This is a genomic window from Cohnella sp. GCM10027633 (genome assembly GCF_042675445.1).
GTDB lineage: Bacteria > Bacillota > Bacilli > Paenibacillales > Paenibacillaceae > Cohnella.
In genome coordinates, this window is the sequence record NZ_JBHTGV010000018.1 from 1 (window position 1) to 13,772 (window position 13,772).

A 13,772-nucleotide genomic window follows, 5' to 3' on the forward strand; every position below is an offset into this window, starting at 1 on the left:
CCGTCCGCCGCTAAGCCATCCCCGAAGGAATAACTCCGCTCGACTTGCATGTATTAGGCACGCCGCCAGCGTTCGTCCTGAGCCAGGATCAAACTCTCCATAAAAGTGAAACTTTTATCGAAGAGCCTTTCGGCTCAATCTGTATTGCTGGTTTGTTCACCGAAGTGAACGATTTATTACCGTAAATTACGCTCGATGTTCAGTTTTCAAAGAACAAGCTGTGTTGCTGTTTTGTTTCGTTATCGCGCCGCCTCGTGAAGCGGCTTAAGTAATATATCACGAATCAAAACCCGATTGCAACCCCCTAGGCGAAGGAAATTTCAAACAAATGTTACCGACCCTCATAACAACCAAAAAACCGGCGTCCGCGCAAGGCGTTCGCCGGTCTTCCCGATAATGATTACGCTTGATCCCGCATATGCGGGAACAGCAATACGTCGCGGATCGACGGCGCGTCGGTCAACAGCATGACCAGTCGGTCGACGCCGATGCCGAGACCGCCCGTCGGCGGCAAGCCGTACTCGAGCGCGCGGATGAAGTCGTCGTCCATCTCGTGCGCTTCGTCGTTACCTGCTTCCTTCTCGAGCAGCTGCGCTTCGAACCGCTGGCGTTGATCGATCGGATCGTTCAGCTCGGTGAACGCGTTGGCGTGTTCGCGCGCCACGATGAACAGCTCGAACCGGTCCGTGAAGCGCGGGTCGGCTGCGTTCTTCTTAGCCAGCGGCGAGATCGCGACCGGATGGCCCGTCACGAACGTCGGCTGGATGAGCGCATGCTCGCAGAACGTCTCGAAGAACGCGTTGACGATGTGGCCGAACGTCATATGTTTCTCGACCGGCACCTTATGCTCGGTCGCCAGGCGATGCGCTTCTTCGTCCGTCATATGCGCGGAGAAGTCTACGCCCACGACTTCCTTGATCAGATCGACCATGGATACGCGGCGCCAAGCCGGAGTCAGGTCGACTTCCTGTCCTTGATACGTAATGACCGTCGTACCGTGCACTTCCTTCGCGATATGCGCGATGAGGGCTTCGGTCAGGTTCATGATATCTTGGTAATCGGCATACGCCTCGTACAGCTCGATCATCGTGAATTCCGGGTTATGGCGCGTCGAGATGCCTTCGTTGCGGTATACCCGCCCGATCTCGTACACCTTCTCCAAACCGCCGACGATGAGGCGCTTCAAGTGAAGCTCGATCGCGATCCGCATGAACAACTGCATGTCGAGCGCGTTATGATGCGTAATGAACGGACGAGCGGACGCGCCGCCTGCGATCGCGTGCAGCGTAGGCGTCTCGACTTCCAGGTAACCCCTATCGTCGAGGTACCGGCGCATCGACTGGATGATCCGCGAACGGGTAATGAACGTCTTCTGCACGTCCGGATTGACGATCAGGTCGACGTAACGCTGGCGGTAGCGCGTCTCGACGTCCTTCAAGCCATGGAACTTGTCCGGCAGCGGAAGCAGCGACTTCGTCAGCACTTCCAGATCCGTAACCTTGATCGACAGCTCGCCCGTCTTCGTCTTGAAGACGATGCCCGTCACGCCGATCATGTCACCGATATCGAGCAGGTCGAACGCTTGATACTTATGCTCGGCGACGGAGTCCGCGCGCACGTAGATTTGAATCTTGCCGCTCAGATCTTGAAGATGCGCGAAGGACGCCTTGCCCATCGCGCGCTTCGTCATGATGCGTCCCGCGATGCTCACTTCCAAGGCCTTCTCGTCCAGCTCTTCCTTGGCGAGATCCGCGTATGCGGCGACCAGCTTGCCCGCCTCGTGCGTACGGTCGAATTTCGTGCCGAACGGATCGATGCCCAGTCCGCGCAGCGTATCCAGCTTGTCCCGTCTAATTTGCAGCAGTTCGCTTAATTCGGCTGTTTCGGTATTTTCCACATGTTCCATGTTCGCTCGTTCTCCTTCGTTGCTCTGTCCGCTAATGTTCGATTAACAGGCAAAAAAGCTTCCCGAGGAAGCTTTCCATGCCGCTGGTGACATCGTATCGCTTATGTTTACGCGTTCCATGCGCTTAACCGCCGGTATTACTTCTTGATATCGACAATTTTGTATTGAATAATGCCCGCAGGAACGTTCACTTCCACCGTCGTGCCCTTCTTCTTGCCGATGATCGCCTTGCCGACAGGACTCTCGTTCGAGATCTTGTTCTGCAACGGATTCGATTCCGCGGTGCCCACGATCGTATATTCCATCGAGTCGCCGAATTCGAGGTCTTCCACGATAACGGTAGAACCGATGCTTACCGTCTCCAGGTCGATCTCCTCGTTATTGATAATGCGCGCGTTGCGCAGCATCTTCTCGAGCGTAATGATGCGGCCTTCGATGAACGCTTGCTCGTTCTTCGCGTCTTCGTATTCGGAGTTCTCGCTGATGTCGCCGTAACCGATCGCGATCTTGATGCGCTCCGCGACTTCGCGGCGCTTGACCGACTTCAGGTTCTCGAGTTCGTCTTCCAGCTTCTTCAGCCCATCGGGGGTTAGAAGCACTTCCTTATCGCTCATCTCACCGATCTCCTGTCTGCAAAGGTTTTCAGAGGGGTTACTCAAATATATGGCGGGCCATCGCTTACATGACCACAACGCGGCGCCACGGAAGCAATTTTCTGTATGTCTCGCGAATATTGGTACTGATTATATTTCAACCCCTGAAAAATGTCAATTCGCGGAAACGGTTAGTTGTAACCGCTTCAAATCAGTGCACGCTCGCTTGGGCGGCGCCCGCTTCATCGGCGAGCTGCTGCTCCACGTTGCGCACGTAGTCCTCCAGAATCGTCTGAACGCCGACGCGGGTCGTTAGATCCATGATCGAATCCTTCACTCTCGCCGAGTCCGGCAGTCCCTTCAGATACCAGGCCAGATGCTTGCGCATTTCCCGGACGGCCACGCTCTCGCCCTTCAGATCGGAGAGGCGGTCGAGGTGAAGCATCGCGATGCGGATCTTCTCCCCCGGGGTCGGATCGGGGAGCAGTTCGCCGGTCGTGAGAAAATGAACGGTCCGATACAGCATCCACGGGTTGCCGAGCGCGCCGCGTCCGATCATGACGCCGTCGACGCCCGTATGGTTCAGCATGCGTTGCGCGTCTTCCGGACTGAACACGTCGCCGTTGCCGATAACCGGAATGGAAACCGCCTGCTTCACGTCCCTAATAATGTCCCAGTTCGCTACGCCGGTATAGAGCTGCTCCCGCGTGCGTCCGTGGATGCTGACCGCCGCGCCGCCGGCCCGTTCGACCGCGTGCGCGTTCTCGACCGCGTAGATATGCTCATCGTCCCAACCGATGCGCATCTTGACGGTAACCGGCTTCTTCGCCGCATCCGCGGCGTAGGACACCATCTCGTATATTTTCTTCGGATCGAGCAACCATCTCGCGCCCGCGTCGCACTTCGTGACCTTCGGCACGGGACAGCCCATGTTGATGTCGATAATGTCCGCGTTCGTGTTCTGGTCGACGAACTTGACCGCTTCGACGAGCGATTCCTTGTCGCCCCCGAAAATTTGCAAGCTCAACGGCTTCTCGCGCTCGTCCACGAATAGCATCTCCAGCGTGCGCTGGTTGCCGTGCAGAATGGCCTTGTCGCTAACCATCTCCGCGCAGACGAGTCCGCAGCCGAATTCCTTCGCGATGAGCCGGAACGCCGGATTGCAGACGCCCGCCATCGGGGCCAGCACGACGTTGTTGTTCATTTGCACGTTGCCGATTCTCAGCATGTACCTTCACTCCTCTCCTTGCCAGATCGCCCATTGCTTGATGCCCTCTTGCTCGAGAGACATGGCGCCGAGCTCGCCGGCCCAAGGGAAGGGCTTCCCCTCCGGCCACGCGTCTTGCAACGGCACCAACACGAACGCCCGCTCGCCCATGCGGGGATGCGGGAGCGTCAATTCAGGCGTATCCATGCTCGTCTCTCCGACGAGCAGCAAGTCCAAATCTATATTGCGCGGTCCCCAACGGATGTCGCGGACGCGCCCCATCTCGCGTTCGATCGCGAGCAGCCGGCGCAGCACTTCTACCGGAGACAGTCCCGTAGAGAGCCTGACGACCATATTCAGAAAAGAAGGCTGGTCCGTATAGCCGACCGGAGCCGTCTCGTAAACCGGGGAAATCGCGCGCGTCTCCATGCCCGGTTCGGCGGCGAGCCGCTTCAGCGCTTCGCGCAGCGAAGCTTCGCGATCGCCGAGATTGGCGCCGAGCGCCACGTATGCATCCTGCAAGTAGGTTCAATCCTCTGCGGGTTCGACGGTTCCGTCCTCGCCCCTTCGCCTGCGGAGCTCCACGGTAACGCCGTCGAACGTAATATCGAACGGCGGATTCGGCTTCGTGACCGATACCGTCGCTTCGATGATACTAGTATACGTACCGAGCAGGGCCGACGCAATCTTTTGCGCGAGCGTCTCGATCAGCTTCACGTGGGGGCCTTCGACGATCGCCTTCACGAGCGCGTGCACCTCGGCGTAATTCACCGTATCGTTCACGTCGTCGGACCGCGCCGCCTTGTCCAAGTCGAGGCGCATGTCGAGATCGACGTAATACTTCTGTCCTAGCCGGTTCTCTTCCGGTATTACCCCGTGATAGCCGAAGAAAACCATTCGCTTCAGCAGCATCCGATCCATATCTACGATCTCCCCGTTCTTCCCGCTTGTCGATAGACGATGGCGTCCGTCATGGCCGCCACCCGCTTCATCTGCTTAATATCGTGCACCCGCGCCACTTGGCAGCCTTGCACGATGCCGAGCGCGACGGTCGCGCCCGTTCCTTCGACCGCGTCTTCCGGCGTCACGTCCAGCGTCCGGCGAATGAACGTCTTGCGCGACGTGCCTAGCAGCACCGGATAGCCGAGCGAGACGACCTCGTCCAATCGGCCCATTAATTCGACGTTATCCGCGTAATCCTTCGCGAAGCCGATGCCCGGGTCGAGCCAGATGTCGGCCTCGGCGACGCCGGCTTCCCGTGCGATCCGCACGCTATCGCGCAGATCGTCCAGCACGTCGGGAACGAAGTCTGCGTAATCGCGCGCCTGCCGGTTGTGCATGAGAATGACCGGGCAGCCGTATTCGGCCGCGACGTTCGCGATCTCGGGTTCCCTGCGGAAGCCCCACACGTCGTTGATGATATGCGCGCCCGCGGCGAGCGCCTGTTTGGCGGCTTCCGCCTTGTACGTGTCGACGCTGATCGGCAGGTTCACCGCTTCGCGTACCGCCCGTATGACGGGGATGATGCGCCGCAGCTCTTCCTCGAGCGGCACCGCCGCATGCCCCGGCCGCGTCGACTCCCCGCCGACGTCGATGATGTCCGCGCCTTCCGCCGCCATCTGCTTCGCCCGCTCGACCGCCGCGTCCACCCGGTCGAACCGCCCTCCGTCGGAGAACGAGTCCGGCGTCGCGTTCAGAATGCCCATGATCAGCGTACGTTCGCCGAGCGTTAGCGAGAGTCCATCGCGAAACTTGTAGGTACGTTCGTAAAATGTCGGTCTCATCGCGCGTTCGCTCCTTCCGCCCGCATGCGGTACGCCTGCATGAGTTGCCGAGAGATCGGACCGATGTCCGCCGTTCCTCCAGGACGGCCCGCTTCGCCTCTATCGTTCTCTAGCCGCGTCACCGGAACAAGCTCTTGAATCGAGCTCGTCAGGAATACTTCGTCGGCCGACAGCAGATGCTCCCACCGGTATTCGGCGCTCTGCCGGATGCCGATTCCAAGCTCCGCCGCCAGCTCCAGCACGTATTCGCGCGTAATGCCTGGCAACAGTCCGGTGTCTAGGGAAGGCGTATGGAGAACGCCTTTCGCGATCCAGAACACGTTGCTCACCATGCCTTCGACGATATGCCCGGCGCCGTCCAGGAACAAGCCTTCCGTGCCCATGCCCGCTCCGGCGGCGACGAGCTCCCGCTTCGCCACAATATTATTCATATAATGGAACGATTTTAACCGAATAGCGCCTTCCGGGGTGCTGCGCGGTTGCTTGAGCAGCCGCAGCGTCTTGCCGCTCCGGGTATCCGGATGGTCCGGCGCGAGCGCCTTCGCGTACACGATCTCGTTCGGCTTGTCGTACGTATCCGCCGGCAGGCCGATCGCGCCTTCGCCCGCCGACACCGACAGGCGGATATAGCCTTCGCTCAGGTCGTTCGCGTCGAGAAGCCGCGCAATCGCGTCTTCCAGACGAGGCAGGTCAGGCTCGTAAGCGATGCCGAGCTGTTCGCACCCCTCGCGCAGCCGCTTGGCATGGCGATCAAGGAGCCAAGGCTTCCCACCATACGTGCGGAACGTCTCGAATAACCCCATACCGTACAAAAAACCGTGATCGAAAGCCGAGATCACGGTCGTCTTGCTATCCGTCAGTTGTCCGTTCCAGAGCAATTTCATTGTCTGATGCCCGACTTGTTCTTCAAGAAATTGCGCAGAATCGTCAGTCCGTTCTCCGTCATGATCGACTCCGGATGGAATTGAACGCCTTCGACGACGTACTCCTTATGGCGCAGTCCCATGATCAGTCCGTCGCTCGTCTCAGCGCTGATCTCCAGGCAATCCGGCAGCGTGTCGCGCTTCACGATCAAGGAGTGGTAACGGGTCGCCGTGAACGGGGACTCCAGGCCCTCGAAGATCGACTTGCCGTCGTGCGTAATCTCGGACGTCTTGCCGTGCATGAGCGCATCCGCGCGAATGACGTCCCCGCCGAACGCTTGTCCGATCGCCTGATGGCCGAGGCAGACGCCGAAGATCGGAATCTCGCCTTTGAACCGTTCCAGCAGCGCAAGGCTAACGCCCGCCTCGTTCGGCGTGCATGGCCCCGGCGAGATGAGGATGTGGTCCGGAGCCAGTTGCGCGATGCCTTCCAGATCGATCTCGTCGTTACGATGGACGACGATCTCCTCGCCGAGCTCGCCCAAGTATTGCACCAAGTTATACGTAAAAGAATCGTAGTTGTCGATCACCAATATCATATCGGCCGCTCCCCCTGTCTCTCCCCGTACTGTACCGCTTTCCAGAGCGCCTTCGCCTTGTTCAGGCTCTCGTAGAATTCCCGCTCCGGAACCGAGTCGATCACGATGCCCGCGCCCGCTTGAATATGGCAGACGCCTTCCCGCATGGCGATCGTACGAATAATTATATTAAATTCCATATTGCCGCTATAGTCAATCCATCCCATCGAACCGGTGTACGGGCCTCTGCGGGTCGGCTCGAGCTCTTCGATGATCTCCATCGTTCGGATCTTCGGCGCTCCCGTAATCGTGCCGCCCGGGAACGTCGCGGCCAGCACGTCGAAGGCGTCTTTGCCTTGCGCGATACGGCCCTCGACTTGGGAGACGAGATGCATGACGTGGGAATACCGTTCGACCGTCAGCAGCTCAGGTACTTTGACGGTACCGTACTCGGATACCCGTCCGAGATCGTTGCGTTCCAGGTCGACGAGCATGACGTGCTCGGCGCGTTCCTTGTCGCTGGAGAGCAGCTCGTCCTCCAGCGCGCGGTCTTCCTCCGGCGTGCGCCCGCGGCGGCGCGTGCCCGCGATCGGCCGCGTGGACAGCTTGCCGCCGTCCAGCTTCACGAGCAGCTCGGGCGAAGCGCTGACGAGCGTGAACGACGGCGCGCGCAACATGCCCATGTAAGGCGACGGGTTGACTAGCCGCAGCCACTCGTAGAGCGACTCCGGCGACGCGTCCGTCGGACGGCTCTGGCGCATCGACAGGTTCACTTGGAACACGTCGCCCTGCGCGATATATGCCTGGATGCGGCGGACCGCCTGATGGAATTGTTCCTTGCTCATCGAAGTCGCGAGGTTAGGAAGACTCTCGATGTCGATCTGCAATTGGTCGGCCGCCATCTTCCCGAGCATGTCGCCGTGCCTGCGCCGCGCGTTCTCGTCCTCGTTGATCGCCGTCCATTCGCGCCACTTCTGCGCCATGGCTTCGGCGCGGTCTCGGGCCGAAGCATACAGCGCTTCGAATGCCTCGCCGTCCGCTGCGATCTCGCCGGTAATCGGCAAGTGAACCGCGCAGTAGACCGCATGCTCCGCGTGATCGACGATCCACAGTTCCTCGAATCGCATGAACGCGTAGTCCGGAATGCCGGAATCGTCCGCGGCCGATACGGGTAACCGCTCCAGGCTGCGTACGATATCGTAGCTCCATAGTCCGATGACGCCGCCGATGCAATCCGGCAAGCCGTCCGGCTTCGGCGCGCGGTACGGCTGCATCCACCGACGCACTTGCGCGATCGGCTTGCCTTCATGCTCGCTCGCGACCTGCCAGTCCGGGCCGCCGACGGCAGTCAGCACCCGCGCGCCGTCGCCTTTGCCCTCGATGACGGATACCGGCTCGCGTCCCGCGATCGTATACCGGCCGCCCTTGCCGCTCTCCAGCAACATCGCGTACGGGGAAGCGTCTTGCCAGAAATTGTCCCAGAAGAGCGGCGTAGCGGGCGTCTCTGGCGGGAGCTCGAGCTTCGTAACGTAAGGCAGCAGCGTATATCGGGGCTCTCCGCCGTTGTCGCGGCCTTCTTCGAGCCATATTTTCCACTGTTCGTATCGTATGTACTGCATATGCCGGAACCCCTCATCCATTCTCTATGTAAGCAGAATACCACAAAAGCCGACATCCATGCGCGCGAACGGCACCGAGGACGCGTCTCCCGCGTTCCCGATGCCGTCATTCGCCGGGCTTATAGGCCCAGCTCTTCGATATTCGACTGGTCGATGACTTTCATGCTGAACGGGTTCGGCAGGAAGTCCTCCTTGTTCATGTAGCCGCCGACTCCGCCACCCGCGGTCACGCGATAGCGATCGCCTTGTTCGCCTTCGATATAGACGGTCGTCAGCGGCGGGAGCTCTTGCTGCGCCTCTCCGTTCACGTTGTAGAGGGTTACGGTCTGCCTCGACGGGTACACGAGTCCTTCCTTCGCCTTGCCGTCCTCGTACGGGATTAATTCGTCTTTGCGTACCCACTTGTTCTCCATATAGGGGGAGTCGTAGGTGACGACCTGAATCTCCAGCCAGTCGTCGCCGAACGTACGGATGACGTTCACGACCTTGCCCGCCCACAGCTCGAATCCCGACGGCGTCGGTTCATCCGGATAGAGCCGGTACGTGACCGGCTTGTCGACGATCATGGGGTAGGATTCGGCAACCGTCTCGACTCGTTCGCCCGTATCGCCTTCGTCGACCAAGTACCATGCCGGAATCCATCCCGCGTTGCCATTGGCATCGACGATCTTCGCATGTTCCGCCGCTCGATCGGCGACCGTGTACGTATCCGTCCCGTTGCCCTCGAATACCGCGAATGTCGCATAAGGTTGCGACTCTGGCAATGCCAACACGGGTCCCTTCAGGAAATAGACCGTCTGCACCTCTTGGGACGGACTTGACGAAGACTGCGATTCGGGCGAAGGCGAGGGCAATGGCAACGGTCCGGAATGAATCGGCAATTCCGGAGACTCGATCGGCCAATAATCGCCTACCAGCGGCCCTCGAACCTCCGCCGCCTGCCCCTCGGGTTTTCCGTTACCGGATAACGGTCCAGCTAGCGTCAACCACACGGCCAACCCGGCAACGACGATTCCCCCGCCTATCCCGCTCCACCTCAGCCACATCGCGCTTCTCCCCGCTTCCCCGGACAACGCGCGACGCTCAATCCGATCCATCGCGTCCGCCGTGAACGTGCGCCCCGGGAACTCTTCGTCCGCGCGCAGCCTCTCGTACCATTCCGGCCGTCCCTGCTCCTCGCGATTAGACTCGCTCATACGCCAACTCCTCCTTCCAAGCCTCGGACACCTTCCGTCGAGCGCGTGCGAGCCGCGACTTCACCGTGCCGAGCGGCACGTCCAGTACTCCCGCGATTTCCGCCAGGCTCATCCCGTACTTCGCGTCCAGCAGCAGCACCTCGCGGAACTTCACCGGCAGCGCCAGCACGACTCGCCATAGTTCCTCCGAACGGCTGCGGCTAAGCGCCTCCTGCTCCGCAGACGGATGCGCATTTCTTCCGTGCTCCCCGGGCCGATCGACGAGAATGACGCGCCGCAGGAATGCCGTCCGCCGATAGTTCAGCGCAATGTTGCGCGTAATCGCGAGCAGCCACGTGCGCATCGACGACTGGCCCCTGAACGTGGCGATTCGGCGATAGGCGGCCAAGAACACGTCCTGCGCTACGTCGTCCGCGAGATCGAATCGTCCCGTCACGTAGTACGCGTAGTCCCACACCGTCTGACCGTACGTCTCCATCAGCTCCCGGAAGCTTTCCGAGCCGAAAGCCTCAATGTTCCTCCAATAGTCCGGCTCCATCTGCTCACCTCTTGCTTATTTAGACACCGCAACCTAGAAGAAAGTTCCCCGAAGTCGTTAACGGAATCTCATGCCGTTATTCGATTTCTCCATAGAAAAAGGCCATCCGCGCGATGGCCTTAGTGCGCTATGTCCCTTTATATCCCGCTATATCTATTCCCTTACTCCATAACGAGCCCGCCGGTTACGGGCGTGTAGGTTCCGGTCAGGAAGCGCGCATCGTCTCCGGAGAGAAAAGCGACGACTCCCGCCACGTCCTCCGGCTCCGCGATCCGGCCGAGCGGCGTGAAGCTACCCACCACGCGGCCTTCATCCTCGGTATACGGTTCGCCGGATTCGGATCTCACGAAGCCGGGCGCGACGACGTTCGCCGAGATCCCATAGGGACCGAATTCCTGCGCGATATGGCGGGCGAAGGAATCGAGTCCGCCCTTCGCCGTACCGAACGCAATATGCTCGGGACTCGGGTCTCTGCCTTCCGTGCTGGACACATAGACGATCCGGCCGAATCGCTGCGCCTGCATCGTCGGCAGAACAGCCTTCGTCGATTCGAACGCCGCCTTCAATTCATCCGACAGTTGCCGCTCGAAGTCATCCCAGGCGATCTCGGCGAACGATCTGGCATGAACTCCCGTGTCGGCATGACAGACGAGAACGTCGATACGTCCGAATGCTTCCATCACGGCGTGAACGAGAGAGTTCCATTGCTCCGCGCTGCGGATATCCGCCTGAATCGGCATCGCCTCTCCGCCTTCCGCCCGAATCTCGGACACGACGGATTCCACGGCCTGGTCGCAACCGTAATCGTTGACCACCACCTTCGCGCCCTGTCTGGCCAACCGAATGCAGATCGCCCTCCCTATTCCTCGGGCGCCGCCGGTTACAATCGCTATTTTGCCGCTTAAGGACATAGCTTTCCTCTCCTTCCTCCGCTTAAACCTCGTCAACGCCGACATACTGCCCGGCAATGGCTAGCGCCTCCCGTCTTACCTTCGCGGCTATCCATGCAGGTTCAAGAACGACGACGTCCGTTCGATAATGAAGAACCGTGCCGATCAGCCAATCCTCGTTCGGGAACGTCGTTCTCACGATCAGCTTGTCATCCGGCAGCCGTTCGATATTCTTGTCCTCGAACCGGTCCATCACGGACGCGGCAGCCGATGCTTGGAACTGTAGAACAACAGGGATTGCCGCATTCGCCCCGTTCGTCTCCGGCTTCTTCCATCGCTCGTTAAGTTCCTCGAGCGATCTATCGCGACGGATGAAAGTGTCGGACCGTACGCTTAATTCCCGGATTCGCGACAGCTTGAAGATCCGGTAATCGCCTCGCAATCGGCAATAGCCGTGAAGGTACCAGGCATAGGTCTTGAGCACGAGCGCCATCGGTTCCACGTCGCGCTCTTGCTCGTCTCCTTGCCTGCCCGTGTACTTGAATCGAATCAGCTTCCGATCGTTCGTCGCTTGACGAAGCGATTCGTAACGGCTTCGGTCTTCTTCGCCGTTCTTCCACGGGGTGAAGTCGATATGAATGCGATCGCCTTCTTCGCCCGCTCGACCCTTCTCCGCTTGCGCCACCATCGCGCCCACTTTGCCGAGAAGAAGATCCATATTCGAACGTGCGTAAGCTTGCGTAGATTCAAGACCGCGGAGCGCGGTCGATAGGGCGGTCAACTCCTCGAAGGACAGCAGCTGCCGATCGAGCCGGAAGCTGTCCATAATCTCGTAGCCGCCCTCCATGCCCGTATAGGAGACGATAGGTATGCCGGCCTGGCCGAGCGTCTCGAGATCGCGATACACGGTGCGCAGAGACACTTCCAGCCGTTCGGCCAATTCCTGCGCCTGAATCCGTCTCCGATTAAGAAGCAGAATCGTAATGGTCATGAGTCGCTCTAGCTTCATCGCCATCTCTCCTAGGCCGGCATATCGCTCGCCGATGTCGTTGATTAGTACGCTGCCGCGAATCCTTCTCCTTCGGCAGCCGGGTCCATCTTATCCTTCGTCATCAAGAACGCGGCGACCAGCGCCAGCGCGGCCGGAATGAGGCTCCAGACGAAGGTCGTTCCGATCGAGCTAGACAGCCCGTTCGTAATCGTATCGAGCAGCTGCGTATCGATCGATTGACGGAACTCCGGAAGCAGCAACGCATGGGGATCGCCTAGATCCAGTTCCGCCGGAATTGCCGTATTGCCCGTGCCCAGCGATTGCGTGAGCTTCGAGAGCAGGCTGTGGCTCTGCACGATTCCGAAGATCGTAATGCCGAGCGCCATGCCGAGCGACCGGTTGAAGTTCAACGTCGCGCTTGCGGCCCCCCGTTGCTCGACAGGGAACGAGTGAAGGACCGCAGAGCCTAACACCGAGAACGAAGCGCCGATCCCGAGTCCGATCAGAATCATAATCACGGTAATCAGAAGTCGAGACGATTCTACCGTAATCTGCGAGAGGAGAACAAGACCTGCCAGCAACACCGCTAACGTCCCCAGCATTATCGCGCGATAGGACAGCTTCGTCATCAGCACGCCGCCCAGCGTCGCGGTAATAACCGAACCGATCATCATCGGCAACAACGTGAGCCCCGAATTGGACGCCGAACCGCCGAGCACGCCTTGCACGTAGATCGGAATGAAGATCGCAGCCGTCATATACGCCGCGCCGCTGAGCATCGCGACCAGGTTACTCGTCGTGTACAGTCTGCTGCGGAACAAGCGGAAGGAGATAATCGGCTCTTCGGCTTTCTTCTCGACGACGACGAGCAAGAGAGTAAGCACGACGAACCCGGCGAACAGACCGATTATCTGCAGAGAATCCCAGGCATAGGCTTTGCCGCCGCCAAGCTCGAGTCCGAAGATTAGGCAGACGACAGCCCCGACGAGCAGAATAGATCCCGCCCAATCGATCTTTTGCTTCGAGTGCACCGCGGACTCCTTGTAGAACAGCCCGATTATGAGGAGGGCAATGAAGCCCAGAGGCAGATTGATGTAGAAGATCCAAGACCAGTTAAGGTGATCGGTGATGTATCCGCCCAGCAGCGGTCCGAGCACGCTCGACAATCCGAATACGGCTCCGAATGCCCCCATCATTTTGCCGCGATCCTTCGGCGAGACGACATCGAACAGAATCGTGAACGCAATCGACACCATCGCCCCGGCCCCGACGCCTTGAACCGCCCGATAGACGCTTAGCTCGACGATGGATTGCGCCATTCCGCACAAGGCGGAGCCGATCATGAACACGATGATCCCGAAGATGAAGAACCGCTTGCGGCCGTACATGTCGGACAGCTTGCCGAAGATCGGCATGCACGCCATCTCGGCGACCATATAAGCAGAGGTGACCCACACGAACTTGTCGAGTCCCCCCATCTCGCCGACGACCGTTCCCATCGCCGTAGCGACGATCGTGTTATCCATGGAGGCCATCAGAATAGCGAGCAGCAGCCCTCCCACGATGATGGCTAGTTTGTTATGCGCCTTTGCCATTTGTACCGTTCC

General features: G+C 59.5%; 14 protein-coding genes and 1 rRNA gene. All 15 read right to left on the bottom strand.

What is annotated here, in order from left to right:
• A 16S ribosomal RNA gene (locus ACFQZG_RS25045) occupies positions 1-104 on the bottom strand; the annotation flags it as partial.
• A 296-nt stretch (positions 105-400) separates the two neighbouring features.
• The gene (gene lysS, locus ACFQZG_RS25050; protein WP_378157486.1) at positions 401-1,906 is read right to left on the bottom strand and encodes a lysine--tRNA ligase; all 1,506 of its coding nucleotides are present in this window, start codon (positions 1,904-1,906) and stop codon (positions 401-403) included.
• A gap of 137 nt (positions 1,907-2,043) precedes the next feature.
• Entirely contained in the window at positions 2,044-2,520 is a 477-nt protein-coding gene (greA, locus tag ACFQZG_RS25055) for a transcription elongation factor GreA (protein WP_378157487.1), read from the bottom strand.
• A 190-nt stretch (positions 2,521-2,710) separates the two neighbouring features.
• Positions 2,711-3,727, bottom strand: coding sequence for a tRNA dihydrouridine synthase DusB (gene dusB, locus ACFQZG_RS25060; RefSeq protein WP_378157488.1), 1,017 nt, complete (start codon positions 3,725-3,727; stop codon positions 2,711-2,713).
• Positions 3,728-3,733: 6 nt separating this feature from the next.
• Positions 3,734-4,228, bottom strand: coding sequence for a 2-amino-4-hydroxy-6-hydroxymethyldihydropteridine diphosphokinase (folK, locus tag ACFQZG_RS25065; protein WP_378157489.1), 495 nt, complete (start codon positions 4,226-4,228; stop codon positions 3,734-3,736).
• A gap of 6 nt (positions 4,229-4,234) precedes the next feature.
• Positions 4,235-4,627, bottom strand: a complete 393-nt coding sequence (gene folB, locus ACFQZG_RS25070) for a dihydroneopterin aldolase (protein ID WP_378157490.1) — start codon at positions 4,625-4,627, stop codon at positions 4,235-4,237.
• A gap of 2 nt (positions 4,628-4,629) precedes the next feature.
• Positions 4,630-5,490 carry a dihydropteroate synthase gene (gene folP / locus ACFQZG_RS25075; protein WP_378157491.1) on the bottom strand — a complete coding sequence of 287 codons (861 nt, stop codon included), beginning with the start codon at positions 5,488-5,490 and terminating at the stop codon, positions 4,630-4,632.
• Positions 5,487-6,374 carry an aminotransferase class IV gene (locus ACFQZG_RS25080; protein ID WP_378157492.1) on the bottom strand — a complete coding sequence of 296 codons (888 nt, stop codon included), beginning with the start codon at positions 6,372-6,374 and terminating at the stop codon, positions 5,487-5,489. The genes folP and ACFQZG_RS25080 overlap by 4 nt, the downstream gene beginning before the upstream one ends.
• The gene (gene pabA, locus ACFQZG_RS25085; RefSeq protein WP_378157493.1) at positions 6,371-6,952 is read right to left on the bottom strand and encodes an aminodeoxychorismate/anthranilate synthase component II; all 582 of its coding nucleotides are present in this window, start codon (positions 6,950-6,952) and stop codon (positions 6,371-6,373) included. The genes ACFQZG_RS25080 and pabA overlap by 4 nt, the downstream gene beginning before the upstream one ends.
• On the bottom strand, positions 6,949-8,550 hold the full coding sequence (locus ACFQZG_RS25090) for an anthranilate synthase component I family protein (protein WP_378157494.1): 1,602 nt from the start codon (positions 8,548-8,550) through the stop codon (positions 6,949-6,951). Before ACFQZG_RS25090 ends, pabA begins: the two co-directional genes overlap by 4 nt.
• Positions 8,551-8,669: 119 nt before the next feature.
• The gene (locus ACFQZG_RS25095) at positions 8,670-9,746 is read right to left on the bottom strand and encodes an SH3 domain-containing protein (protein ID WP_378157495.1); all 1,077 of its coding nucleotides are present in this window, start codon (positions 9,744-9,746) and stop codon (positions 8,670-8,672) included.
• Complete coding sequence (locus ACFQZG_RS25100; protein WP_378157496.1) at positions 9,733-10,284, bottom strand: RNA polymerase sigma factor; 552 nt, start codon at positions 10,282-10,284, stop codon at positions 9,733-9,735. Before ACFQZG_RS25100 ends, ACFQZG_RS25095 begins: the two co-directional genes overlap by 14 nt.
• 161 nt (positions 10,285-10,445) lie before the next feature.
• Positions 10,446-11,195, bottom strand: coding sequence for an SDR family NAD(P)-dependent oxidoreductase (locus ACFQZG_RS25105; RefSeq protein ID WP_378157497.1), 750 nt, complete (start codon positions 11,193-11,195; stop codon positions 10,446-10,448).
• A 22-nt stretch (positions 11,196-11,217) separates the two neighbouring features.
• Positions 11,218-12,183, bottom strand: a complete 966-nt coding sequence (locus ACFQZG_RS25110) for a helix-turn-helix transcriptional regulator (RefSeq protein WP_378157498.1) — start codon at positions 12,181-12,183, stop codon at positions 11,218-11,220.
• A 44-nt stretch (positions 12,184-12,227) separates the two neighbouring features.
• Positions 12,228-13,760 (bottom strand): MDR family MFS transporter, encoded by a 1,533-nt coding sequence (locus tag ACFQZG_RS25115; protein WP_378157499.1) that lies wholly within the window; start codon positions 13,758-13,760, stop codon positions 12,228-12,230.
• Between the last annotated feature and the right edge of the window lie 12 nt (positions 13,761-13,772).